21 protein-coding genes are annotated in these 23,934 nt (G+C 61.9%); 5 read left to right on the top strand and 16 right to left on the bottom strand.

Features of this window, described 5'->3' with window-relative positions; genetic code table 11:
- Positions 1–252 precede the first annotated feature (252 nt).
- Positions 253–804, bottom strand: coding sequence for a TetR/AcrR family transcriptional regulator (locus AXYL_RS34460; protein ID WP_013395373.1), 552 nt, complete (start codon positions 802–804; stop codon positions 253–255).
- Between the two features lie 110 nt (positions 805–914).
- On the opposite strand from AXYL_RS34460, the gene AXYL_RS23520 reads away from it, so the two are divergent.
- Complete coding sequence (locus tag AXYL_RS23520; RefSeq protein ID WP_013395372.1) at positions 915–1,517, top strand: DJ-1/PfpI family protein; 603 nt, start codon at positions 915–917, stop codon at positions 1,515–1,517.
- 1,024 nt (positions 1,518–2,541) lie between these two features.
- Here the strand turns inward: AXYL_RS23520 and AXYL_RS23515 are convergent.
- From AXYL_RS23515 to AXYL_RS34930, 7 genes are all read right to left on the bottom strand, one after another.
- Complete coding sequence (locus AXYL_RS23515) at positions 2,542–4,971, bottom strand: TonB-dependent siderophore receptor (protein ID WP_013395371.1); 2,430 nt, start codon at positions 4,969–4,971, stop codon at positions 2,542–2,544.
- Positions 4,972–5,079: 108 nt separating this feature from the next.
- Entirely contained in the window at positions 5,080–6,093 is a 1,014-nt protein-coding gene (locus tag AXYL_RS23510; RefSeq protein WP_013395370.1) for a FecR family protein, read from the bottom strand.
- A gap of 3 nt (positions 6,094–6,096) precedes the next feature.
- Entirely contained in the window at positions 6,097–6,534 is a 438-nt protein-coding gene (locus AXYL_RS23505) for a sigma-70 family RNA polymerase sigma factor (RefSeq protein ID WP_237709931.1), read from the bottom strand.
- A gap of 246 nt (positions 6,535–6,780) precedes the next feature.
- Positions 6,781–9,174, bottom strand: coding sequence for a TonB-dependent siderophore receptor (locus tag AXYL_RS23500; RefSeq protein ID WP_013395368.1), 2,394 nt, complete (start codon positions 9,172–9,174; stop codon positions 6,781–6,783).
- A gap of 79 nt (positions 9,175–9,253) precedes the next feature.
- A complete protein-coding gene (locus tag AXYL_RS23495; RefSeq protein ID WP_049797854.1) occupies positions 9,254–10,255 on the bottom strand; it encodes a FecR family protein in 1,002 nt (333 codons plus the stop codon).
- Positions 10,242–10,772 carry a sigma-70 family RNA polymerase sigma factor gene (locus AXYL_RS23490; RefSeq protein ID WP_013395366.1) on the bottom strand — a complete coding sequence of 177 codons (531 nt, stop codon included), beginning with the start codon at positions 10,770–10,772 and terminating at the stop codon, positions 10,242–10,244. The genes AXYL_RS23495 and AXYL_RS23490 overlap by 14 nt, the downstream gene beginning before the upstream one ends.
- Before the next feature lie 45 nt (positions 10,773–10,817).
- Positions 10,818–11,021, bottom strand: a complete 204-nt coding sequence (locus AXYL_RS34930; RefSeq protein ID WP_148260630.1) for a hypothetical protein — start codon at positions 11,019–11,021, stop codon at positions 10,818–10,820.
- Positions 11,022–11,672: 651 nt separating this feature from the next.
- Between AXYL_RS34930 and AXYL_RS23485 the strand changes: the two genes are divergently transcribed.
- Entirely contained in the window at positions 11,673–12,785 is a 1,113-nt protein-coding gene (locus tag AXYL_RS23485; protein ID WP_148260629.1) for a hypothetical protein, read from the top strand.
- A gap of 752 nt (positions 12,786–13,537) precedes the next feature.
- Here AXYL_RS23485 and AXYL_RS23480 read toward each other — a convergent pair.
- The 8 genes from AXYL_RS23480 to AXYL_RS23445 all read right to left on the bottom strand — a co-directional run bounded on the left by AXYL_RS23480 (position 13,538) and on the right by AXYL_RS23445 (position 20,896).
- On the bottom strand, positions 13,538–15,706 hold the full coding sequence (locus AXYL_RS23480) for a nuclease-related domain-containing protein (protein WP_013395362.1): 2,169 nt from the start codon (positions 15,704–15,706) through the stop codon (positions 13,538–13,540).
- 411 nt (positions 15,707–16,117) lie between these two features.
- Positions 16,118–16,840: an arsenical resistance protein ArsH gene (arsH, locus tag AXYL_RS23475; protein ID WP_013395361.1), complete on the bottom strand. Its 723-nt coding sequence runs from the start codon at positions 16,838–16,840 to the stop codon at positions 16,118–16,120.
- The gene (arsC, locus tag AXYL_RS23470) at positions 16,833–17,255 is read right to left on the bottom strand and encodes an arsenate reductase (glutaredoxin) (protein WP_013395360.1); all 423 of its coding nucleotides are present in this window, start codon (positions 17,253–17,255) and stop codon (positions 16,833–16,835) included. Before arsC ends, arsH begins: the two co-directional genes overlap by 8 nt.
- A gap of 31 nt (positions 17,256–17,286) precedes the next feature.
- Positions 17,287–18,477 (bottom strand): MFS transporter, encoded by a 1,191-nt coding sequence (locus tag AXYL_RS23465; RefSeq protein WP_013395359.1) that lies wholly within the window; start codon positions 18,475–18,477, stop codon positions 17,287–17,289.
- Positions 18,478–18,480: 3 nt separating this feature from the next.
- Positions 18,481–19,560, bottom strand: a complete 1,080-nt coding sequence (gene arsB, locus AXYL_RS23460; protein WP_013395358.1) for an ACR3 family arsenite efflux transporter — start codon at positions 19,558–19,560, stop codon at positions 18,481–18,483.
- Between the two features lie 4 nt (positions 19,561–19,564).
- The gene (locus AXYL_RS23455; protein WP_013395357.1) at positions 19,565–20,065 is read right to left on the bottom strand and encodes an arsenate reductase ArsC; all 501 of its coding nucleotides are present in this window, start codon (positions 20,063–20,065) and stop codon (positions 19,565–19,567) included.
- An 8-nt stretch (positions 20,066–20,073) separates the two neighbouring features.
- Positions 20,074–20,556 carry an ArsI/CadI family heavy metal resistance metalloenzyme gene (locus AXYL_RS23450; RefSeq protein ID WP_013395356.1) on the bottom strand — a complete coding sequence of 161 codons (483 nt, stop codon included), beginning with the start codon at positions 20,554–20,556 and terminating at the stop codon, positions 20,074–20,076.
- A 13-nt stretch (positions 20,557–20,569) separates the two neighbouring features.
- Positions 20,570–20,896, bottom strand: a complete 327-nt coding sequence (locus AXYL_RS23445) for an ArsR/SmtB family transcription factor (protein WP_013395355.1) — start codon at positions 20,894–20,896, stop codon at positions 20,570–20,572.
- Positions 20,897–21,415: 519 nt separating this feature from the next.
- Here AXYL_RS23445 and AXYL_RS23440 point away from each other — a divergent pair.
- The 3 genes from AXYL_RS23440 to AXYL_RS23430 are packed head-to-tail and all read left to right on the top strand — an operon-like array spanning position 21,416 to position 23,839.
- Positions 21,416–22,384 carry a Bug family tripartite tricarboxylate transporter substrate binding protein gene (locus AXYL_RS23440; protein WP_013395354.1) on the top strand — a complete coding sequence of 323 codons (969 nt, stop codon included), beginning with the start codon at positions 21,416–21,418 and terminating at the stop codon, positions 22,382–22,384.
- A 2-nt stretch (positions 22,385–22,386) separates the two neighbouring features.
- Positions 22,387–23,028, top strand: coding sequence for a glutathione S-transferase family protein (locus AXYL_RS23435; RefSeq protein WP_013395353.1), 642 nt, complete (start codon positions 22,387–22,389; stop codon positions 23,026–23,028).
- Between the two features lie 28 nt (positions 23,029–23,056).
- Positions 23,057–23,839, top strand: coding sequence for an aldolase (locus AXYL_RS23430; RefSeq protein ID WP_013395352.1), 783 nt, complete (start codon positions 23,057–23,059; stop codon positions 23,837–23,839).
- The last annotated feature ends 95 nt before the right edge of the window (positions 23,840–23,934 follow it).

Genomic DNA, 23,934 nt, shown 5'->3' with positions numbered 1-23,934 from the left:
GGTTGGGCCATGATTGCGGGCGTCGCTTCGACATCCCTCTACGATAGCCGCGCTCCGGCAAGGGTCTTAACACGCTCTAAGCGTTTGAGTGCGGCCCAATCAAGCAAAGAGGCCCTGGAGACGGTTGTTGACATCATTGCGAGCGAGATCTGGTCAACGATTCGGAGACTTCTGCTGAGTAACGAGCTCTATACGCTTGCTGCGCGATAACCAGAACTCATCACGGCCATGCGCTAAGGCAGCACTTAGGCCTCAGGCACGCGATGCAAGTGTGCCTTTGATGAGGGTGAACGCATGCTGCATTAGCCCATTGAAGTGACCGGCGTCACGTCGCAGCCCTGTCTGCTGGCCACCGATCAAGCATAGGTGAGCTGCTTGGCCGACTATTTCTGCATGGCCAGGCGTGCGCACCCATCGACTGCATGTTCTCACGGCAAAAGCCAGACGAGTTGCGTCGACTCGCCGTTGAAACTCGGCCACCAACGGGTCGATTAACGCCCACGCTCGGATGGCGACTTCCCTGCCCGGTTGCTTCTCGGCGGCGATGCGCAAATAGCGCGTCAGGGTTTCGCTGGCGCTGCGTCCCTGCGCGGCATACGCAAGCATCCGCGTCGTATAGTCCTCTTCCCACTTGCCAAGTAATGTACGCACGAACTCTTCACGATTGTGAAAGTGGTGATAGAACGATCCACGGGTGACGTTCAATCGCCGAGCGATACTTTCGGCTGAGACGCCGGTGTGCCCTTCTTGGTCGAGGGCCTCAAGGCCAGCCGCAACCCAATGATTGCGAGTCAGTTTGCTCATATGTCTGCGCCATACAGACTGTGTATGGTGCGATCTAGATTGATACGCTGCGAACACTAGCACAGACCGCCGCGGCATGTCGCACAGCGGCCCTTCTCCTGGAGTTCGCCTTGAAAGAAATTGCCCTGGTCACGTTCGACCAATTCACCGACATCGACCTCTTCCTAATGTGGGACATCTTGGGGCGCAACACTAAGGACTGGAACGTGCGCATCTTGGCATCTAGTTCCATCGTGCGATCGGCGCATGGCCTGTCCGTTTCGGCGCACGGCGCTCTCTCTGAGGCCAATCAGGCCGATGCAGTGTTGTTCTCCAGCGGCAAGCTGGGCATACCGGCTGCGCTTGCTGATCCGGATTTTCTATCATCTTTCCAGCTCGATCCCACACGACAGCTTATTGGCTCCATTTGTGCCGGCGCCTTCATCCTTGAGCGACTTGGACTGCTTTCCAGTGGTCGTTCCACCACGCACCCGGATGCACGAGGAGGCCTGCAAGCTCTAGGACTGGAGCCAGTGGATCAGCCCTTGGTATGCGAAGGAAGCGTCGCGACGGCTGGAGGCTGCCTTGCGGCGCTCTATTTGGTGGGGTGGATGGTCGAGTCTTTGTTCGACATCAAAAAGCGACGTGCCACGCTGCAGCCCGTACTGCCCGCGGGGCAGCAAGAGCTTTTCGAGGCACTTATCGGCCTCACAATTCAGCAGGGCTCGAGGTAGGTGAACGCTTCGCAGGCTATGCCTACCCCCCACAGCCGCCGCTTGCCGTTTTAAAACAGCAGATCGCCCTATACCACGCAATTGAATCCGGTTTCTCGACACATGCCAGTGTGAAGATTTCGATTGCTCTGCGACTTATGATCGATTTGGCTTCTCTTGGCCGAAGACAGTCATCCTGCGGGGATCCCTCCGGCCAATTTCTTGGGCGGGAAAAGAAATAGCCCCGAACGGTTCGGGGCTATTCAAACCTAGTCATGTCACCGGCATTCTATCCGGGAGGGATTTCTCTAGGGCGGCGACAGTAGCTTAGGTCAAAGGAGCTGCGCCGGTCAATGCGGCTCCGCAGATGGTGTATTGGGGACCGAGGGGGCGGTTCGTCGCACATCGGCGACTCCCAACTTATGGCCGAGTGCTCGAGACGCCCGTGTCTCTTTCCCAATGCCCGTACGGGCATGCCCCAAAGCTGCCGGCTTGGACTGTCGCGCTGATTTAATCGCGTTTATTGCAAAGTTCGCCTTTTCGGGAAGTAGCATTTTCGGGGCGCTGATTTTTATCTCAGAGTTCGCCTTTTTGATGGGTGCAGAGTATCGGCCGCGGACTTGCTTTGCCTAGACTATGTCCGTTCTCGGCCAGCGCCCCACCTTCGCGATTGGCGCCGCATCGACATTCGAACGGCAACTCCGTCGCGGAAGGCGCCAATCGTGTCTGGCCGCTCTCGACCCCGTGCCCTGTGGCACGACACGGAACTGAGTTCTTTCTCGAGTATCTTGAGGTCGGGTGAAATTTGGCTGAGTATGTTGGCTAATCGATTAGACGAAGGCGAACTGATGGTTTTCGCCTTTGCTGGAATTGGCACTGGGCCGGCGCCAGGCGCCTAGCTTTACTTACGGAACGCCTATTGCCGCGCCCCGGCCCCTGTCTTCTATCGTGGGATACGCGCGCAGCTCGCGGATCCGCGCGGCGGAGTCTGCGTCGCTCAGTCCGCAGGAGACCGCGGCGCGAGACTGCGGATATTTATCAGACGCTACATCGTGTAGCGCAGCGTCAGGATGGCGCTGCGTGGCGCGCCATAGAGGTTGTAGAAAATGTCGTAGCCCGGCGTGCGCAGGTACTCCCGGTCGAAAAGGTTGTTGATCGAAAGCGCGGCGTCCCATTGCTTGTTGATCTGGTAGCCCAGGCGAGCGGAGACAACCGCGTAGCCGCCCTGGCGCATGGATGAGGTGTAGACATCGCTTTGCGCCTGCAAGCCCATGCCGACGCGCCAGCCGTTCAGCGCGCCGTTGAAATCGCTGGGTTGGAACCGGTATTGCGTCCAAAGTTTGAAGAGGTGCTTGGGCAGGACGTCGGCAGCGAAGCGCTGGCCCACGTTGGTGGCGTCGGCGTCACGCAGGAATTTCGCGTTGGTGAACGTATAGCCGGCGGCTATGTCCCAGCCCGGCAAGGGGCTGCCGCTGATTTCCGCTTCCCAACCCTGGCTTTGCACCAGGCCGGCCGCGCGCGAGCACGAACCGGTGGGCGTGCCACCGCAGCCGATGTGGTCCGGGTCGGTAATGGCGCGGTTCTGGTCGCGGATCCGGAACATCGCCAGCGACGCATTCAAGCGGCCATCGAAGAACTCGCCTTTGACGCCGGCTTCGGTTTGCCAACCCTTGCGCGGCTTGAGCGTTTGCCCCGTGTAGTCCTGCTCGCTCTGGGGCACGAAGATGTCCGTATAGCTGGCGTAGACCGAGACCTGTTGGTTCAGGTCCAGCACAATGCCGCCGAACGGCGTGAATTCGTCCTTGGTATTGGCTGCGCTGTATTCCCAGTCTCCGGTCTGCGGAGACACGGGGCGGCTTTTCTGGCGGTAATCCGTCCAGCGGCCTCCCAGGATCAGGCTCAGCGGGTCGGCCAGCTTGAATCGTCCCGAGGCGTAGATGCCCGATTGCGTGGTGGTGGCGTTGTTGCGATTGATCACCGGCAGCGCGTATTCCTGATCGAAGTCGTGATCGGTCAGCGGCGCGACGTTCTCGATGTAGCTGAATCGGCTTCCGGTCGTTTCGTCAGAGCGCGCGTAGTTGTAGCCCAGCGTGAGCGTGTGCTCCTGTCCAAACAGGGAGACGGGCCCCGACACGTGAACGTCGCCTTGATCCCACTTGAAGTCGTTCGCGATGCGCCCGACCGACATGCCGGAGGCCAGGCCGGTGTCGATATCGATACGGCTACCGGTAAACGCCGAATAGCCGCGATAGCGCGTGTCGCGATGCAGATAGGCCGCCTTGAATTCCCAGCCATTGCTCCATCGATGTGTCAGATCGGCCCCGGCGTCATAGGTCGACATGTCCGACATTTTCGACGGGCCGACATACGCGTCGCGATCCGGCACGCTGCCATCCGAGTAAAGGGGAAGGCCGTTGAAGTTGCGGAAGCGGCGATCGTTATAGGTGGCGGTCAGGCCGATCGTTGTGCGCGGCGCGAGGTCGTATTCCAGCACACCGTAAAAGGTGCGCGGTTCCGAACGTCCCCAGTCATAGAATTTGTTTTCGTCCTTGTAGGCGCCGACGAGGCGGCCGCGCAGCGTGCCCGATTCATTGAGCGGACCCCCGCCGTCGGCCTCCAGACGGTACTGGTCCCAGGAGCCGCCGGACACGGAGGCGGAAAAATGGCTCTCGGCGCGCGGACGCTTGCGCACGTAGTTGATGGCTCCGCCAGGTTCGCCCGTCCCGGTCAGCAGGCCGGTGGGGCCTCGCAGGATCTCGATGCGGTCGTAGATGGCGAGATCCATGTTGGTGCTGGCTGCCTGCTGAGGCAGACCGTCGTATTGCGCGCTGGTGCCGAACCCGCGCGCATTGAATTTCTCGGTGTCTTCATAGTCGGAGGCCGTCAGGCCCGTTACATAGCCCATGGCGTCGGCGATCGTGGTCAAGCCCTGGTCGTCCATTTGCTGCCGGGTCATCACCGACACCGACTGGGGTATTTCACGCAGGGTCTGGGCGCCCTTGGTGATCGTGACCGCGCGCGCGGCATAGGAGCCCGTTTCTTCGGTGGTAGCGTTGCGCCAGGCGTCGCCGTCCACGCGCACGGCTTCCAGCGTAACGGCGCTGGCGCGAGGTTCGGGCTCGATGACGTAGCCGGCGGGGGTCTGCCTGGCGCTGTAGCCGGTGCCGCGCAGCAGGATGTCGAAGCCGCCGGCAACGGTGTGGCTGCCCTGCAGCCCCTGGGTCGTCAGGCCTTGCAGATTGCGCGTGTCGACCACGATGTCCGCGCCGGACAACTGCGCATAACGGTTCAGCGCCGGGGCCAGCGGACCGGCCGGGATGTCGTATTGGGTGACGGCCATGCCTATTGCGGCCTGGGCCCGCGCAGCATGCGGATGCAGGGCGGCGAGCGCCAGGGCGACGGCCAGCGGCAGGTGGCGGAGCAGGTAGGGCTGGCGGGAAGAAGCGGGGTGCGCGGTGATGCGGGGCAGGGCCATATCGGGAATTCCTGTTCGTGATGTCTTTTGGTTTGACGAACGAGAATTCGGAAGTGGAACCTGCTGTCCAAAAAAATTCGCGTGCCTGAGGGTCCGGAACAGCCCGGTTCAGTCTCCCGGCGTCACGTCCACGCGCAGGAAATAGGGAGTGAAGCTGCGCACGCGCAGCGTCGGCAAATTGGCGGCCAGCAGTTGCATGGCGCGATCCGTGTCATCGAGAGGCAGCACCGCCGAAATGCGGATGCTGGCTAGCGCCTGGGCGTCGTACTGAATCAGGCCGCTGCGATGGCGCGCCAGGGTATCGAGCACCTCGGCGAGCGGACGATCGTGTATGAACAGCCGGTGCTGCTTCCAGCCATCTTCGATCTGGCCGCTGTCGATCTCCGTCACTGGATCCAGGCCGTTTGGTCGGATCCGCACGGCCTGGCCGGCTTCAACCACGGTGGCGTCGCGCGATCCGCCGCGGCGTTGCGCGTCGGTCTGGACCGATACGCGCGATTCCAGCACGCTCAATCGCGTTGCGCCGTCCTCGCGGCTGACGACGAACTTCGTGCCCAGGGCGCGCATGGTTCCGTCCCGGGTTTCGATCAGGAAGGGGCGCGTGGCATCTTTGGCGACCTCGACCAGAATCTCGCCCTGGACCAGTTCCAAAGCCCGGAGCCGGGAGTCGTAGCGGAGATTGACGGCAGTGCCACTGTTGATGCTGATGCGAGTGCCATCGTCCAATACCTGCGTCCTCCATTGGCCGGTGGCGGTCCGCAGGTCGGCCATCAGCCAGGAGGGGGGATAGGCTTGCAACGTCAGCCATGCGGGCGCGGCCAGGACGCAGCCCAGCAGGGCGGCGGCGGCGTATTTCTTGATGCGGCTGCGCTTGCCGCGCGCATTGAGCACGGCGGCCAGGGCGGCGCTGCCCGGTTCACCCACGCCGCCGACGCGGATCGCGTCTACTTGGCCCAATAGGCCCTCCATGCGTTCCGCGGCCGTGGCATGGAGCGGGTCTGCCGCCTTCCAGGCGTCAAAGGCCTGCCTCGCCGCGCGCCGTTGCGCGGCGTCGTCGCAGGAAAGCTGGACGATCCATTGCGCGGCCTGTGCGGCTACAGAGGCGGGCGAGGGCGCAGCCACGGTTCAGGTAGGCCCTTGATGGCAATGCAACAGCACCTGGACCAGGTACTTCTGCACCATCTTGGTCGAGACCTTCAGTTGCCCGGCGACGTAGGCGTGCGTGTGGCCTTCAAGGTAGTGCAGCAGGAAGGCTGCGCGGGCCTTGGCGGATACGCCTTCCAGCGCTTGGCAAATCTGTTCCAACGCCTGCATGGCGATAAGCAATTGCTCGGGCGAGGGGTGCTGAGCCAGTTCCGGAGCCAGCCGTTCGAGCTCGGCCAGGTAAGTCCGTTCGAGCAGCTCGCGGCGCGCCCGGTCGATGAGCAGGCGTTTGGCGGTGGTGGTCAGGTAGGCACGCGGCTCTTGCAGCCCCAGCGGCTGGCCCAGCAGTGCGTCGCGCGAGGCCAGCAAGCGCTCAAACGTGTCGTGAGCGAGATCTGCCGCGTGATGGGTGCAACCCATGCGTCTGCGTAGCCAGCCAAAAAGCCAGGAATGATGATCGCGGTACAGCAAATGAAATTGCTGCTGTACGCCCGAATCAGTGCCCACCACGCTTCCTCGTGTCTTGATGTAAATGAGAATGGTTTTCAACTTTAATACAAAAGCACGGCATCACGCAAGGGCGTAGGGATTGCGGGCGGGGCGAACGCGCGCTCCGTTGGGCGACGGCGCGCCGGCGAGGGGGCCGGACGCGCCGTCCGATGCGGCCTACCAGCGATAGCTGACCGTGCCGTACACCTGACGTTCCTGGCCCCAGTAGCACGCGGTGGTGCTGCCGCAGCTGGCTACGTAGCGGCGGTCGAACAGATTGGTCGCCGACAGCGCGAAGGCAAGGCCCTTGAGCGAGGGATCGAGGGCGCCCAGGTCGTAGGAGAGGCGCGCATCGACCAGCGTGACCGGTTTCATCCCGAGTTCGTTGTAGGGGTCGCCATAGGTGCTGCCCCGGTAGCGCACGCCCATGCCAGCGGTCAGGCCGCGCGCGGCTCCGCCGAAGCTGTGGTCGGCCCAGAGCGCGGCCTGGTGGCGGGGGAGGTTGGGCACGGCATTGCCCTCGGTATTGACGCCGGTGTAGTCCGGCGTGTTGCGGGTCACCTTGCCGTGGCTGTAGGCATAGGAGGCGATCAGCGTCCACCCGTCGCCCAATTCCGCTTTGCCTTCCAGTTCGACGCCGCGCACGCGCACTTCGCCGGTCTGCACGTTGAAGGCCGGGTCGGAGGGATCCGCGGCGATGACGTTCTTCTGGGTGAGCTGAAACGCCGACAGGGTGACGAAGGCCTTATGGCCGGGCGGCTCGTATTTGATACCAGCCTCGTACTGCTCTCCTTCGGTGGGTTTGAACGGCGAGCCGGAGCGGGTGGCGCCGGTGGCCGGGTCGAACGAGGTCGAGTAGCTGATATAGGGCGCCAGGCCGTTGCGCGCCAGGTAGACGAGCCCGGCGCGGCCGGTCCATGCCGTGTCACTCTGACTGCCGGCGGCGTCGGACCCGAAGTTTACGCCTTGCTTGTCGGACCAGGCCCGGTCATAGCGCGCGCCGCCGGTGAAGACCCACTGGCCCGCGCGGACCTGGTCCTGCAGGTAGTAGCCGACTTGCGTCGTGTGCGTGCGAGTATTGGTGTATTCGGCGATGTCCTGCGGCCGCTGGCCGTAGACCGGACGGTACAGGTCCAGCGGACCCAGGCTGCCCATGTAGAAGCGGTAGCCGTTGTTCATGCGGCGAAGATCCAGCCCGGCCAGTACGGTGTGCGACAGGGCGCCGGTGTCGAATTCGGCCTGGACCTGGTTGTCCACCGTGAAAGCGTAGACCTGCTCTTTCCAGCCCACGTAGCTGCGGTCGATGAGTCGCTTGTCATTGTCCAGAAAACCGTTGAGGAAGCTGTTGCGCGCATCGAAGTCGATCTCGGCGTAGCGCAGATTCTGGCTGAGCTTCCAGGTGGAGTTCAGTCGGTGGTCCAGCCGGTAGCCGACGGCGCGCTGTTCCACGTCCCAGCGGTCCACGCCCGGTTCGCCAGGAAAGCGCGAACGCTTCAGACGACCGTTCGGATTGCCGTAGAGCGTGCCTTCGGCGGGCAGGAAATAGCCCGTCCAACCGTCGACGCGGTCACGCTGGTACTGCAGGCGGAGCGTGAAACTGGTGTCCGCGTTGGGCGTCCAAGTGAAGGCCGGGGCGAAGTACCGGTTGGTTTCGTCCACATGATCCAGCGAAGCGCCCGAGTCGCGGTACAGGCCGGTCAGGCGATAGCGCAGCGTGGCGTCTTCGTTCAGCGGGCCGCCCAGGTCGAAGGCGCCCTGTTTGTGGTCATTGTTGCCTGCTTCCAGCTGGATCTCGCCCTGGCGTGTGTCTGGCGGAGTCTTGGTGACGAAATTAACCAGGCCGCCCGGCGTGTTCTGGCCGTACAGCACCGAGGCCGGCCCCTTCAGCACTTCGATGCGTTCGGCGCCATAGGGATTCAAGCGCGGAATTACGTATTCGCCGGTGGCGCTGCGCAGTCCGTCCTGGTAAGTGGCATAGTTAGCGTTGAAGCCGCGCAGCTGGATGACGTCAAAGCGCACGTCATAGCCCGCCCAGGCTGCGTTGACGCCTGGCGTGTAGGCCAGCGCTTCCGCCGTGCTGCGCACCGGCCGTCGGTCCATCTCCGAGCGGCTGATCACGTTGATCGTCTGCGGCGTTTCCAGCAGGTCGGTATCGGTCTTGGATCCCGACGCGCTGCGAGTCGCCACGACGCCGTCCACCGGCCCGAAGGCCGATTCCCGGGCGCCGCTTACCGTGATAGGCGCCAGTTCCACGGCGGAGGCGGCGGGCGCTTTCACGAGCTGGATGCGTCCTTCGGCGTTGCGACGGGCCTGTAGCCCGGTGCCACCCAGCAGCGCGGACAGGTCCGCATCCGTGCCGGCGGGTGCCTGCAGGCCGGGACTGCGCAGGCCCCGCGTGAGCGAGGCGTCATAGGAAATCACCAGTCCCTGCTGCCGGGCATAGGCGTTCAGCGCTTCGTCCAGGGGGCCAGGCGGTATCGGCGGGCCGCCGGCGGCGTGGGCGGGCGCAGCCAGGGCGTGCAAGGCCAGGGCCAGGCCGGCGAGGGATTTGCTGAAAGTTCTCGAGTACACCGCAATGCTCCATGCTGGGTTGTGCATGGAAGGGATGACGCGCCGGACGCGCGCAAGGGAAACGCCGGTTACAAATTTCTTAGCGCCGTTCGACGCGCAGTATCCACGGGCCATAGCTGCGAACCCGGATGGGCAGGCTTTCCTGGAGCGCAGCGTAGGCTTCGTCGCCCTGCAGCGGCAGTACGGCGGAAACGCGCAGGTCCGCCAGCGCCTGCGCGTCATAGAGCAGCAGCCCGCGCCGGTAGCGTGCCAGTTCGGCCAGCACCTGCGGCAGCGGCGTATCGATCACCGCGTAACGGCCCTGGGCCCAGGCCGCGGGATCGCGGCTGGCGGGCGGGATGGATTCGACCGACGCCGGACGGATCTCCAACGCCTGTCCGGCGTCTGCGTCGCGGCAGGGGGAGCCGGGCTGGGCGGGGCAGACCCTTACTCGGGATTCCGTCACCGTCACGCGCGTGGCGTCCGGCATCAGGCGGACCACATAGCGCGTGCCCAGCGCCGTGGCGGTGCCGTCGCGGGTGTCCACCACGAATGGACGCCCGGAGTCGCCGTGCGCGACTTCAGCCAGGATCTCGCCCTGGCGCAGCACGATGCGGCGTTCGGTCGCCGTATAGGCGACGTCGATGGCGCTGTCGGTGTTCAAGGTGACGCGGCTGCCGTCGCTGAGTTCGACCGTGCGGCGTTCGCCTATGCCGTTGCGCAGGTCGGCCGCAAGCCAGGGCAACTGGGTCTGGCCCGCCCACCAGGCTGCGGCCAGCAGCGCTGCGCCCAGGGCCACTCCCGAGGCCGCCGTCCGCCGCCGCTTGCGCCGCCTGGCTGCGGCGTCGTGAACCAGTCCGCCCAGCTTGTGTGGGGGCGCCTGCGCCGCGGGCGCCGACAACAGACTCCACAATTCCCGCATGCGCTGCCAGGCCCGCTCGTGGTCCGGGCTGGCGGCGCGCCATCGTTCGAATTCCCGGGTTTCGTCGGGGGTGGGCCGGCCGTCCATGACGCTGTGCCAATGGGCCGCCTCCTCGAGCGCGGCGCGCGGCAGCGCCGGCGGGCCGCCTGCGGGGCCGTCGTGGGCCTCAGGCATCGCCATGCGCGGGCGCGGCTTCGGCCAGCACGTCATGGCAGGCGAGCAGGGCCTGCGCGAGATACAGCTTCACCGAGCGCTCCGACACGCGCAGCGCCAGTCCGATGTCGCGGTGGGACATGCCGTCATACAGGCTCATGAGGAAGGCCTGGCCGGCCTTGGCGGGCAGGCGTTCGATGGCGCCGGTGACGGCGGTCAGCGCCTCGACCGCCATGGCGACCTGTTCGGCCGAAGGCGACGCATGCGTGGCGCAGCATTCAGCCTGCAGCGACAGATAGGCCTGCTCGACTTCCCGGCGACGATGTTCGTCGATCACCAGCCTGTTGGCGGTGGTCGCCAGCAGGGCGCGGGGCTGCTCCACCGTGTCCAGGCCGCCGCGGCGCAGCAGGCGCAGGAACGCGTCGTGCGCGATGTCCTCGGCGCGGAAGCGGCATTTCAGCCGACGCAGCAGCCAGGTTCGCAGCCAGCCGTGATGCTGGGCGTACAGACTCTGGAAGGCTGACAGGGTGTTCGGTCCGGACATGGAGGTAAAGAACTGAATTGAGAATCGTTACCAGATTTCGGAATTTTACGCGCCTTTGCCGGCGATGCCATATTTGCGGCCAATGGTCTTGGCCGCCAGCGGCTCCTGGGAAGTGCTGCCATTTGAAGCATTCAAGCATGCAGGAACGGCAGTCCGAGCTGTCATGCTGAGCTTCAGCGTACGACGATGGCAGTAGTCAAAAAGGCGCATCAAGATTGCGGAACGCGACTCGGGGGCAACCGTCTTCATGACTAGGCTGTGGGTGTTCTTAGATACATAGCATGGCCAAACGGACCAATTCACCAAGAAAATGCTGGTCTCTCCGATGTTTGTTTCGCGTATACGCTGTAGACAATGAAGCCTCCTTAGCTGATTCAGGAGGATCACCGAGGCAGACGTGCCGCGGACCAAGCGCGCGGATTTGGCGTTTGCGCGTGGGACGATGCAGTTGCCGGTTGAGGTCAAAGGCCAGTGGCATGCCGAGGTTTGGGATGCCGCGACCGGCCAACTCGACATGCAGTATCTGATCGTCTGGCGCTCTGAGTAACGCGGCGTTTACTGCATATTGTGGTTCGGTGATGTGCCGTCGGCAACGCGACGGCGGCTGAAGGCGCACCCCGATGGACTTACCGCGCCGACGACAGCAGATGCTATGCGGACCATGCTAATGCAGCGTATCCCTGAAGCGCGCCGCGCGCTGATCGACGTCGTCGTAATCGACCTGTCCGCCGGCAAACCATGACGCGGCCGCGCGTGCTAGCCCCCACGATGGCTTTTCAATACAACCAAGACAAGGTTGCCTGTCATATTCTAACCAGTCGTGCCCCGCGCTCTAGTCGTCGCTTCGGTAGCTGCCTTCAGCTCGGAAGGCCCGATCGGGACACACATTGCGTTTTTCCCATGAATTACATCGTCTCAAGGGGCGCCTCATTGACAGAAAATAGAGATATTCGCTTTATAAAGCCTTGCCGCCACGCGGAAGAGGTCCATCGTGTTCTCACCCCGGAGTACGCAGCCAGTCTGTTGAGGATGGGCCGTGTGGCTCAAATTAACCTCGACAATTGCTCGCTTCAGAGGATGGAGGCGTTGCCCACTGACCCTAACCTGGCGGATACCGAAAAGGTTGGGCTTCTACCTCTCGTTCAGATCCTGCAAAGCGCGCCAGTTGCGCTAACAGCAATTGGCCTTAATGAAATGCCGGACCCTCGGGTTAGCGGTGCCAAATTTGCGTACGAGCGATTTTGTGCTGCGTTCTGGCCGGGGCACAAGGACGACATAGAGGCAACTCATAGGGCATACGACGAGACGTCTACCGAAAGAACGGTTGAGTTCCGCGAGCTCGGTGAGGGAGCTAGATGCACGTACGGAATGGCATATGTCGCTCTCCTGCATATGCAGAACATAAATCGAAACTTCCCATCCTTAGATCCCCTGGATAAGTTTGCGGCCTATCTCCACGGCATCATCGGAATGCTCGACATTGTTAGCTCGTTTGAGCTTGAAATTGCGAAGTACGCATTCTGGCATCTGTCCGACAACGAAATAAATCGGCTTCCCGAACGCGTGCGCATGAGGAGAAAGGACATAAAAGAGAACTTCACGAAGTCGCAGGGCAGCGTGAGCAAGTGCAAACAGTTCGCTTTCAACGGAGCCATGGACTTGCATTGGCTTAGCGGAGCTAATCTTTCCGAGGATCTCGGGGCTACGCTTAAGATAGGGAATGCCGAGTTTGCGATAGATAATTGGGTGGGAACCAACGACGTCAAACTCTACCGGATTTCAAGGGACATCCATTCGGTTCCGAGTGAAGGCTTAAGAACGAAAGCTCTAGCGTTCTCTCGCGAGACAGAGCTTCAGACCGCACAGTATTGGCGCAGTGTGGACCGTATGGCCATGGACGTACTAACGCATAGAAGGCGAATGGGCTACGGAAAAGTCGATGAGTTGTTACCGAAAATCGACCATGCTGTCTCCCATCTTGAGGAACAGCTTATGAGCGCGTTGCCTGAATAAATGGCGTCTGGCTTGACCGCAGGCCGGATGTTCATGCCGCAAAGCGCCAACGCATGACTGCATTCGAAAGCGGTCGCTGACCACAGGGGCCTCCGAGCCTTCCATGCAAGGCACGGTTCTCTTCTCTTATAACTCCCAATTCATAGCGGAGTGCCTCGAGACGTTCGGGTCCCCCCCAATGCCCGTACGGGCATGCGCCGAATGTGCGGGCTAAGACTGTTGCGCTAATTTAATCGCGCTTATCGCGAAGTTCGCCTTTCTTCAACCTGCAGGCCATTCATCTGCACAGAAGAAAAGAAGATGTCCGCAAGATAGCCGGTGTTGCCCGCCATTGCCAAAAGGCGAACTTCAACCAAAAAGGCGAACTTTATTCCTGCTTCTCAGGGTTTGAGCAGCAGGAATAAAGTTCGCCTTTCGGATCGTAGGAGGCGCGGCGATTTGTTGAGAGCTGGAAGTTCGCCTTTTTGATAAGCGACACTCTTGAACTGCTGATTTTTATGTCAAAGTTCGCCTTTTTGACGGCGCCGTCCGATCCATGCGGCATGTCGGCCGGCGACTTGCTTGGCCTCGACTATGTCCGTTCTCGGCCAGAAGCGGTCCTTGAAACTATCCCCGTAAGTAACTTCTTCTGAGCGAAAGCAGCCATGCGTTGGCGCTTTGCGGCATGAACATCCGGCCTGCGGTCAAGCCAGACGGGGAGTCCGAGTTCGACCACTCCTTGACACCCGACACAGCCAACCTTGCCAGGTGGCCTAAGCGAGACAGCACTTCTTGTGCTTCACGCCACTACCGCACGGGCATGGGTCATTGCGCCCAACCTTCTTGCGAACGGCCTTGCCGCTCACCAGAGATTCCAGTGTTGACTGAGCCGGCTGGGGCGACTGCATGTCTTTTGTTGCCTCGTCCATTTCGTCACTCTTGACCCAAGGATGCGAGAGGGACATACCAAACCGAACCTTGGTCGACTTCGGATCCATGCACAGCCCGAACCAACGTGGAGCCGCCTCCTTATACTTCCGGCGCTCACAGTACGATTGCAGTCGGTAAAGGGCAACGGGGGTTGGATCTTCATTGCAGTGGATGGTCAGGCCGCCCTCCGCCGTGCCAAACGCCAATGTCAAATCGTGATGACGATGGTCGGTCCTCGCCAAGGCGCAGATACGGTCTATCGCCCGACTGATTGTCTTGACCGTGTTCTCGCTGAGGCTAAGCAGGAGAAATCCTAGATCGATGATGGCCGCCTCCGGCCGAGCCTCTAAGTCCTTGACGATGCGCCCGCATGTCGTCGCATCGAAGCGGGTAAGAATTCCATCAGGCGTTGCCGCACCTTCCAACCCGGCACGTCGCACACCCATGGCAATATCGAGTCCTGCAGAGAAGTCGTCGTGCAGATGCATCATCCCCACCTCTGGGTCCAGCCACAGGTTGTATTTCAGGTGGTATGCGAGGATGGTGAGCTCATGCGACGCGAGCAGCTTTTCACCGTAGTTGACCCGCCGGTTGAGGTAGGAGAGAAAATGCAATGGCGACCGCAGCATCTCCGACATCGCGTCGACTGTGAAGACGTCGCAAACAAGTGGCGCTTGAACGCGAGGGACCGCCACGGTTTTGAGAAACTGACGAGCCTGGAAACTCAAGGCCGGATAGTGGTCGCTGACCACGCAGGCGAGATAGATTTCCTTAAAAATGCTCGGCAGTGGCACCTCTCGCCCGTCGAGGGCCTGTAGGCGATGGTCGCCATCGTCGAGATGCTTGGCGCAAAGGACGGCCTGATCATATGCGTCCTGGACACTCTTCTTGAAGTCCGCCCGAATCACCTGGTCGTTGCCCTTGCGAGCGTCGAGGGTCAGCCGCTTGGCCTTGGACTGAACGACCACTGCCCGATTGCCCCAGACCACAAGCACATCAATCTCACCAATCTTGTCCTTGCCTCGGTAAAGGTTTACGTTGGGAAATACGCTTTCTACGCCGAACACCAGGCGAAGGCGTTCGGCGACAAAGTCCTCGGTGAAGGCACCGCGATTCCTCGCGAGCGTCGGCAAATAGGCCTTGTCCTGCGCCATCCAGTAAAACGGCGCGTCATATAGGGCCTCAGCCAACGAGTAAATCTGCAACGAGACGAACTCGTCATTTGGCGTGAGCAGCAACGGCGTAGCTGTCACGACGTTGAAGTCATTAAGGGCGTTGAAGCCGGCATTGCGCTCGCCGGTCGGCAAGGCGAACGAACCTAGAATCCGTTCGACCTTTTCAGGCTGCACCCTCGCTTCAGCGCTGACCTCGGCTACCGAAACCGAGAAGAACGGCAACATCGTCCATTGATCTGGAGGCAGCTTTCGCATCCTCTCTCGGAGAGAGACGAATTTGGCAGCATGCACGCGCTCGACAGCTCTCGTCACTGTAGCGGCTTCTGCGATCGAATAACCGCGGTGCTCCTGCAACCACTCCGCATCGGCGGCGTACCGCTTGGCGGCGAGCTCCAAGTATTGGAAGTTGTAGGCTGATTCCCCTCCGTAGAAGATTGGCTCCCGCAGCGCTTCGGCCTGCTCGAAAGGATTGACCAATTGGTTTCCGACAGCTGCCGCGGTAAGACCTTGCAGCCAGACGCCGGATAAGGCGTGATGCAACTCTTCGAGCAGCGACTCGCTCGCGTTCAGGTACTCCTGTTGCACAAGAGGTGACGGTAGCGACCAGTCGACCTCCGCTTTCACCATGAGGCCAAACAGCGTGTTGATCTCCGTCCGAATCAGCCGGGACGGCTCGAACATGCGGCGCATGTCCGCTTCCTTCATCTCCCCCGCGTACTGGATGATGTTGTCCCGAAAGCAAAGAAATGCCAGGGTGTGGATGTATCCCGGCTTGACGCATAGTGAGCGCAGATCCGCGAAGATTTCAGACTCCGGGCGCGATTTTTTTGCTTTCATCTATCGAGGATAGCGTGCCAATCACCAGCGTGTCCACAAGCTGAGCGCGAACTCGGAGCGATCAGATTCGCTCCGGTTTTCAGCAGCTTCTGACCACCCGAACTCCCATGTCCCATAGAACGCTGCTTTGGCTGTGGCCGCCTTCAATCCCGACGGTGCATTGATTGGCTTGCGGTGGAGAACTGATTCGACCACATAGCGAATGCTGACGAATGGCCGTCAAATGGCAGTCATGGAAAAAGCGGGCGTCGGAATCGGTCTGCTATCGGCCAGGAGCGGTCGTCCGACGCGGAGTCTCGAACGGCAGATATGGGGCGGAAGCTGCCGTTCACAAATGACGGCTTCCGACCCAAAGCGGGCATTCCTTCAGCCCGCGAGACAGCGCAGTTTTGAGCGTTGGAGCCTCGAGGGCTATATCGATTGCTGCCTCGTCCGTGCGGACAGCGCAGTGGCAGATTCTCTGCGCTCACTATAGCGGTCGACCAAATATGGCGCGACATCGCGTGTGAGCAGAGTGAACTTCATGAGTTCCTCAACGACGTCGACGAGACGGTCATAGTAGGGTGAGGGCTTCATCCGACCGGCATCATCGAACTCCTGGTAGGCCTTGGCAACCGACGACTGATTCGGGATGGTCAGCATGCGCATCCAACGCCCCAGGACGCGCATTTGGTTCACCGCGTTGAAGGACTGTGATCCGCCGGAGACCTGCGTGACCGCCAGGGTCTTGCCTTGGGTCGGGCGCACGGCGCCAACCGACAGAGGGATCCAATCGATCTGCGTCTTCATTAGTCCGGTCATCGCGCCGTGCCGCTCTGGCGAACTCCACAGCATGCCTTCCGCCCATTGAACCATTTCGTGAAGCTCCCGGACCTTCGGATGGTCTTCGTCGGCATCATCGACCAGCGGCAGCCCGGAGGGGTTGAACAGTCGGGTTTCGCCACCTAGGGCCTGGAGCAGGCGTGCGGCCTCTTCGGCGACCAAGCGGCTGTACGAGCGCGCGCGCAATGACCCGTATAGCAGCAAGAAGCGAGGCGCATGAGTAGCGCGCGCGGGCGAGAACAACTCGGCCGTGCTCGGTTGTGCGAACAGGGACGGGTCAACGTTGGGCAAATCGGCGAGAACCTTAGACACGATTGCCCTCCGAGTCGATCAGAGGCTCGCCGTCTTCCTTGTTGAAGGCACCACGTTGGGCCTGGGGCAGAATGTCCAGGACTGCTTCCGACGGCCGGCACAGGCGAGTGCCCAGTGGCGTCACCACGATGGGACGATTGATCAGGATCGGGTACTGGAGCATAAAGTCGATCAACTGTTCCTCAGTCCATTTCGGATCCGACAACTCCAATTCGTCGTAGGGAGTTCCCTTTTTCCGCAGCACGTCGCGCGCCGGTATGCCCATAGCGGCGATCAGGGCCTTCAGCGTTTCAGCGTTGGGCGGAGTTTTCAGATATTCGATGATTGTCGGTTCTTCGCCGCTGTTTCGGATCAGCCCGAGGACATTACGGGATGTCCCGCAAGCAGGGTTGTGATAGATCGTGATGGAACTCATGACATCTCTCTGTTGATACAAAACTAGAATTTCAATTGGCCGTGGGCCGCGCTCTCAACACCACAAGCGCGCCGAATGCGGCCAAGCCAATGCCACCGGATAGCCACAGCGCGTTGGCCCCCCAGGAGTCCAAGGCAAGGCCGAAGAGAAACGGGGCAGCCGCTTGCGCGACTCGCGCCGGCATCATTAACCAGCCCTGGCGAGCGCCATAGCCCTGAGGGCCGAACAACGCCAGGGGCAATGTGCCCTTGGCAATGGTCAGAATGCCGTTGCCAGCCCCGTGCAGAATGGCGAGTACCGGGGCCATCGCGGGGCCGCCGGTCAGCAGCACCGCAACGCCGGCGGGATGCGCAAGCGCCGCCAGCCGGGCCGACAACAACGGATGAACCTGGCGCAGGAATCCAAACTCAAGCAGGCGTCCAGCCACCTGTGCGGGACCGATTAGCGCGCCGACCGCCACCGCAGCTGTGAGCGTCGCGCCTGTGGCTTCCAGCATTCGCGGCAAATGCGTTGCCATCGCAGTGCTGATAAACCACGTTGCTGCGAAGACGAAGGCAAGGAGGGCCGTGGCGTACACCTGCTGTTTCGGCTCGGAAGAAGGTGGGGACGACTGGACGTGTGCGTTGTTGGAGGCACTTGGGATTTCTGCCTTCGAGACAGCTGCCGCCCTAGGGAGCCAGGCATTCAGAGGCAGGCCGACCAATAGATGCAAACCTGCCCACCCCAGGCAAGCGCCGCGCCAACCAAACTGGGCTTCCATCCAGGCAGAAAGCGGCCAACCCACAGTGCTGGCGAACCCAGCAATCAGCGTAATCCCGGTGATGGCGCCGCGGGCATGATGACCATATAGGCGCACCAGGCTGGAGAAGGCCGCTTCGTAGAGTCCGGATCCCATCGCCACCCCGATAACGAGCCAGGCGGCAACCATTGTCCACACCTCTTGAGCGGCGGCAAGCATTCCCAGCCCCGACGCAAACAGCAAACTCGTGCTGACCAGGACGATTCTCCCGCCGCGACGATCGATCACTTGTCCTGCCCAGGGACCTACCAACGCTGATGCGACCATGGCGAGCGAAAAGGCCGCGTATACCGTGGGCGCAGGTACGCCCAAGTCGCGGGCTATCGGAGCTGCCAACATCGCGGGCAAGTAGTAGGACGACGCCCAGGCTAGGGTCTGAGCGGTTCCCAGTGTGCCGACTACTCGAATCGGGGCGCCGGGCACGAATCAGTTCCGCTTGGCGCCGGCGTCGTACCAGCCTTTGCTCTGATTGACGATCCGCACGACCAGCAACATCACGGGCACCTCAATAGGCACGCCCACGACAGTAGCCAGGGCAGCGCCAGACTGGAATCCGAACAGGCTGATCGCGGCGGCGACGGCAAGCTCAAAGAAGTTGGATGCACCGATCAGCGCAGATGGGCACGCAATGTTGTGCTTCTCTCCAACGCGGCGGTTGAGCCAGTACGCCAAGCCCGAGTTGAAGAACACCTGGATGAGGATCGGCACGGCCAACATTGCGATCACCAGAGGTTGGCCGATGATGGCTTCGCCCTGGAATGCGAACAACAGTACCAGCGTCAGGAGCAGCGCCGCCATCGAGAACGGCCCGATTCGCTCCAGCGCCGCTTCAAACGCCATTTGGCCGCGGCGAAGCAGTGCGCGGCGCCAGAGCTGGGCGAGAATGACCGGAATCACGATGTACAGACCGACTGACACCAAGAGCGTGTCCCACGGAACGGTGATGGCCGATAGACCCAGCAATAGTCCAACCACGGGCGCGAAGGCGAACACCATGATTGTGTCGTTCAGAGCCACCTGGGACAGCGTGAAGACCGGATCGCCACCGGTCAACCGGCTCCAGACGAAGACCATGGCAGTACACGGCGCCGCGGCCAGGAGAATCAGGCCGGCGATGTAGCTATCCAATTGGTCGGAGGGCAACCAAGGGGAGAAAATTTGGCGGATGAAAAGCCACCCCAGGAAGGCCATCGAGAAAGGCTTGACGGCCCAGTTGATGAAGAGCGTCACGCCGATGCCGCGCCAATGCTGCTTGACCTGGCCTAGTGCACCGAAGTCCACCTTGAGCAGCATCGGAATGATCATCACCCAAATCAGGATTCCAACTGGCAGGTTTACCTGGGCGATTTCCAGGCGTCCAATCGTCTGGAACAACGACGGCATGAGCTGGCCCAGCGTTACGCCCAACACGATGCAAAGGAAGACCCAAAGCGTGAGGTAGCGCTCGAATACACTCATCCCGGGGCGTTGTCGCGGAGCCGGCGCCGCCTGAGTATTGGACGTCATCGGACTACTCCCGCGACTGGCCGATACCACGCAGCTCGGCCTGGAGCGACATGGCGTCAAGGCGATCAAGCGACAAAGACAGGAACAGTTCGATACGACGCTTGAGCATGCGCGCTGCGTCGTGGAAGGCCTTGATGCGTTCTTCTTCGCTTCCCTCATGCGCGGCAGGGTCCGGCACACCCCAATGCGCAGTCATCGGATGGCCGGGCCACACGGGGCAAACTTCGCCTGCCGCGTTGTCGCACACCGTGATGATGAAGTCCATCTTTGGAGCCTCGGGGCCCGCGAACTCGTCCCAGCTCTTGCTACGGTAGCCGCCTGTCGGCAGCGAATACGATTTGAGGGTGTTCAGTGCCAGGGGATGGACTTCGCCCTTGGGTATGCTGCCGGCGGAGTACGCCCGGAAACGATCAGGACTGAGTCCATTGAGCAGCCCTTCGGCCAGAATTGAACGCGCGGAATTACCCGTGCAAAGGAACAGCACGTTAAAAGGTGAGTGCGACATAGAAATTCCTAGCAGCAGCGAGTGGCGATGGTTGCCTTCGGGGTGCAGCAACTAGTGGGCGCCGGCGCTTTTACCGGCGGTGCAGCGCAGATCGGTGCGGTGGCCTGGCCGGCTGGCGCGCCATAGGTCAGAATGGTGCCGAGCGTGTGGAAGTGTTCCCAGGCCAGACCTTGTGGATCTGTGATCCAGTATTTCTCGCTGCGGGCGTAGCAGCAGGATGCTTCCCCCTGATCCTCTAGGACCAGGCGGGCAGTCTCAGCGCTGGACTTCAACGCCTCCAGTTCCTCTGCGCTATCGGCTTGAATCCCGAAATGGTCTACGCCTCCGCCAGCGCCGCGCGTTGATATCGCGAAATTCACTGGAGGGTCGTCAAGCATCCACTTTGCGTAATCCGATTCGACGCGTGCGGGCTCCTGCGCGAACAACTGGGAGTAGAAGCCGATGTTTCTGGCCAGGTCGTCGACGTGCAAATGAACATGAAAGCGCTTCATGGGGAACTCCCGGTTAGCAGGTCGTGCAGCTGGCGATGGCGGAAGCCTCGCAGGGCGCACCTTCGCAACAGTGTTCGGTGAGGTAGCCGAGCAACCCATTCATTCGGGAAAAGTCGGCGCGATAGATTAGGTTGCGGCCCTGTTGCTCGACGCTCACCAAGCCGGCATGGGCTAGCTCCTTCAGGTGAAAGGACAATGCGTTCCTTGCAACGCCGAGTTGGTCGGCAAGCACGCTGGGCGTGAGGCCGAGAGGCCCGGCCACAACCAGGGCGCGGAACGTGCGTAGCCGCTGAGGATGGGCAAGGCCTGCGAGAGCGGAGATTGCTTGATCTTCATTCATGATTCAATCATACAACGAATATTGAATAAAAGACCACATTGGACGATGAGGCACTATCAAGCGTTCACCGGGAACGCGAGTGGCAGCTCCTGGCTGCACAGCCGGAAGCGGCCACTGACCACAGCACCCCCGGGCCTTCCATACAAGGCACGGCTTTCTTCTCTTACAACTCCCAACTTAGGGCCGAGTGCTCGAGACGCCCGTGTCTCTTCCCCAATGCCCGTACGCGCATGCCCCAAATCTGCCAGCTTGGACTGTCGCGCTAATTCAATAGCGTTTATTGCAAAGTTCGCCTTTCTTCAGCCTGCAGGACGTCCATCCACAAAGAATAAGAGAAGATGCCCGCGTAATAGCAAGTGTTGCCCACCAAAGCCAAAAGGCGAACTTCAACCAAAAAGGCGAACTTTATTCCTACCTCTAAGGGTTTTCCCTAAATCTATTTTCCTTGCGGAAAATCAATGCTCTATAGGACACTTTGTGTCATTGGAGCTCCGATAGGCGGAGCCCACGGGGGATGACATGAAGATTTCCAAGATGGCGGGCGCGCTGGCGCTGGTGACGGCGATGGCGGGCAGCGGGGCTCAAGCGGCGGCCTATCCGGATCGGCCGATCCGGCTGGTGGTGCCTTTCGGCGCGGGCGGGATCACGGACATCGTGGCGCGCCAGGTCGGCAAGGGCATGGGCGATGCGCTGGGACAGAGCATCGTGATCGAGAACCGGCCGGGCGCGGGCGGGGTGATTGCGGCGCAGGTGGCCGCCACCGCGCCGGCCGACGGCTATACGATCTTCATGGGCACGGTCGGGACGCAGGTGGTCAACCCGCTGATCTACAGCAAGCTCAGCTACGACGCGGACAAGTTCGCGCCGGTGGGCATGGTGTCGGGATCGCCGTATCTGCTGGCGGTCCGGGAGGCCGTGCCGGCGAAGACCTTCAGCGAGTTCGTAGCCTATGCCAAGGCCAACCCGGCCAAGCTGAATTTCGGTTCGGCAGGCAACGCGAGTTCGCCGCACCTTGGTTTGGAACTATTGAAGCTGACGGCGGGCGTGGATATCGTGCATGTGCCGTTCAAGAGCGGCAGCGAAGCGGTGAACGCCGCCATCGGCGCGCAGGTGGACGTGGTGATGGACGCCAGTCCGGTGATCATGCCGCACGCTGCGTCCGGCAAACTGCGCCCGCTGGCGGTGGCTGCCGACAAGCGGCTGCCTTCCGCGCCCGAGGTGCCCGCCAGCAACGAAGTGGGTGACGCGGCCCTGCAGATCAGTTCGTGGAACGCGTTCTTCGCGCCCGCGGGCACGCCACCCGAAGTGTTGGAAAAGCTGAACGCCGCGTTGCAGAAGACCCTGGCGTCGCCGGAACTGAAGGAGCGGCTCGCGTCCCAGGGTACGCAGCTGTACACGGGCAAGCCGGATGAGTATCAGCGCTTCATCGCCGGCGAGAAGGCCAAGTGGACCGAGATTGTGAAACGCGCCAACATCAAGATGGACTGACGATGAACCAGACACCGCATCCGCTGGCGGGCAAGCCGCTGGAACTGGCCGATACGCTGCGTTCGGGCAATGCCTGGAAGATCCGGCTGGCTTGCGGCTACATGGGCCTGCCGATCAAGCGGCGCACCTTCGACATCGTGCAGGGCGACCTGGAGACGGAGGCGTTCGCGCGCATCAATCCGTGGCGCCAGGTGCCGGCCCTGCTGACGCCAGAGGGCGAGTGGCTGGCCGAGTCGCAGGCCATCCTCTGGTATCTGGGACTGGGCACGCCCTGGCTGCCCGCCGGCCGCCTGGAGCAGTCGCAGGTCAGCAGCTGGCTCAGCTTCGAGCAGACCCAGCACATGCACGCCTTTGCGCAGCCGCGGCTGCTGATCCACTTGCGCCGCACGGCGCAGGTGGATGATCCGGCCATGCAGGCGTGGCGCGAGATCGGCATGAAGGCGGCCGCGCTGATGGATGCGCATCTGGCGGGCCGCGATTATCTGGTGGGAACCGCGCCGACCATCGCCGACATCGCGCTGTTCCCTTATACGAGCATGGCGGCCGAGGGCGGTTACGACCTGTCCGGCTTCGCCCATATCGACGCCTGGCTGGCGCGCATGCGCGCCTTGCCCGGCTTTACGCCGCTGATCGCAGCGGCATGACACGAACACAATCTTAGGAGTGACGACGATGGCCGATACGATGCACCTGGGCAAGGACGAACTGATCGCGCGGGCGAAAGCCGAAATGCAGCGCCAGTTCGAGACGCCCGAATGGAGCCTGCGCGAACGCCTGGCGCTGACCTGCCGCATCCTGTTCGACGGCGGGCATGATTCCGGCCTGGCCGGGCAGATCACGGCGCGCGCGCCGGAGCCGAACCGGTATTTCACGCAGCGCCTGGGCCTGGGCTTTGACGAGATTACCGCCAGCAACCTGCTGCTGGTCGACGAGGACCTGCGCGTGCAGGAAGGCGGCGGCATGCCGAATCCGGCCAACCGCTTCCACTCCTGGGTCTACCGCGCGCGTCCGGACGTGAACTGCATCATCCATACGCATCCGCTGCATGTCGCGTCGCTGTCGATGCTGGAGGTGCCGTTGGAAGTCTCGCATATGGACAACTGCACGCTGTACGACGACGTGGCCTTCTTGAAGGATTGGCCCGGCGTGCCGGTGGGTAATGAGGAAGGCGAGATCATTTCGGCGGCGCTGGGTTCCAAGCGCGCCATCCTGCTGTCGCACCACGGCATGCTGATCGCGGCGGGTTCGGTGGAAGAGGCGTGCGTGCTGGCCCTGCAGTTCGAGCGCGCCGCCCGCATGCAGCTGCTGGCCATGGCCGCCGGCAAGATCCAACCCATTCCGCCGGCCCTGGGCCGCGAGGCGCATGACTGGATCCTGACGCCGAAGCGCTCGCAAGTCGGCTTCTCGTACTATGCGCGGCGCGCGTTGCGGGCGCATCCCGACGTGCTGGCCTGATGGCCGCTGCGGGCGGGGCCGGCTCGACGGCGGGGCCGGATTAGGGCATGCTTACCGGTCGTATTCCGCGACCGTATTTCGCATCTTCGCCCGCA

The sequence above is a fragment of the Achromobacter xylosoxidans A8 genome, from assembly GCF_000165835.1.
Lineage (GTDB): Bacteria > Pseudomonadota > Gammaproteobacteria > Burkholderiales > Burkholderiaceae_B > Achromobacter > Achromobacter xylosoxidans_B.
The sequence above is the reverse complement of the archived record's forward strand: the minus strand, read 5'-3'. Positions and strand labels throughout refer to the sequence as shown.

Excerpts from the sequence above, each read along its gene's own strand:
- AXYL_RS34460 (WP_013395373.1), bottom strand. The coding sequence starts at position 804 with ATGAGCAAACTGACTCGCAATCATTGGGTTGCGGCTGGCCTTGAGGCC.
- AXYL_RS23515 (WP_013395371.1), bottom strand. The coding sequence starts at position 4,971 with ATGGCCCTGCCCCGCATCACCGCGCACCCCGCTTCTTCCCGCCAGCCC.
- AXYL_RS23505 (WP_237709931.1), bottom strand. The coding sequence starts at position 6,534 with ATGGGTTGCACCCATCACGCGGCAGATCTCGCTCACGACACGTTTGAG.
- AXYL_RS23495 (WP_049797854.1), bottom strand. The coding sequence starts at position 10,255 with ATGGCGATGCCTGAGGCCCACGACGGCCCCGCAGGCGGCCCGCCGGCG.
- AXYL_RS23490 (WP_013395366.1), bottom strand. The coding sequence starts at position 10,772 with ATGTCCGGACCGAACACCCTGTCAGCCTTCCAGAGTCTGTACGCCCAG.
- AXYL_RS34930 (WP_148260630.1), bottom strand. The coding sequence starts at position 11,021 with ATGAAGACGGTTGCCCCCGAGTCGCGTTCCGCAATCTTGATGCGCCTT.
- AXYL_RS23485 (WP_148260629.1), top strand. The coding sequence starts at position 11,673 with ATGAATTACATCGTCTCAAGGGGCGCCTCATTGACAGAAAATAGAGAT.
- AXYL_RS23480 (WP_013395362.1), bottom strand. The coding sequence starts at position 15,706 with ATGAAAGCAAAAAAATCGCGCCCGGAGTCTGAAATCTTCGCGGATCTG.
- arsC (WP_013395360.1), bottom strand. The coding sequence starts at position 17,255 with ATGAGTTCCATCACGATCTATCACAACCCTGCTTGCGGGACATCCCGT.
- arsB (WP_013395358.1), bottom strand. The coding sequence starts at position 19,560 with ATGACGTCCAATACTCAGGCGGCGCCGGCTCCGCGACAACGCCCCGGG.
- AXYL_RS23455 (WP_013395357.1), bottom strand. The coding sequence starts at position 20,065 with ATGTCGCACTCACCTTTTAACGTGCTGTTCCTTTGCACGGGTAATTCC.
- AXYL_RS23450 (WP_013395356.1), bottom strand. The coding sequence starts at position 20,556 with ATGAAGCGCTTTCATGTTCATTTGCACGTCGACGACCTGGCCAGAAAC.
- AXYL_RS23445 (WP_013395355.1), bottom strand. The coding sequence starts at position 20,896 with ATGAATGAAGATCAAGCAATCTCCGCTCTCGCAGGCCTTGCCCATCCT.
- AXYL_RS23440 (WP_013395354.1), top strand. The coding sequence starts at position 21,416 with ATGAAGATTTCCAAGATGGCGGGCGCGCTGGCGCTGGTGACGGCGATG.
- AXYL_RS23435 (WP_013395353.1), top strand. The coding sequence starts at position 22,387 with ATGAACCAGACACCGCATCCGCTGGCGGGCAAGCCGCTGGAACTGGCC.
- AXYL_RS23430 (WP_013395352.1), top strand. The coding sequence starts at position 23,057 with ATGGCCGATACGATGCACCTGGGCAAGGACGAACTGATCGCGCGGGCG.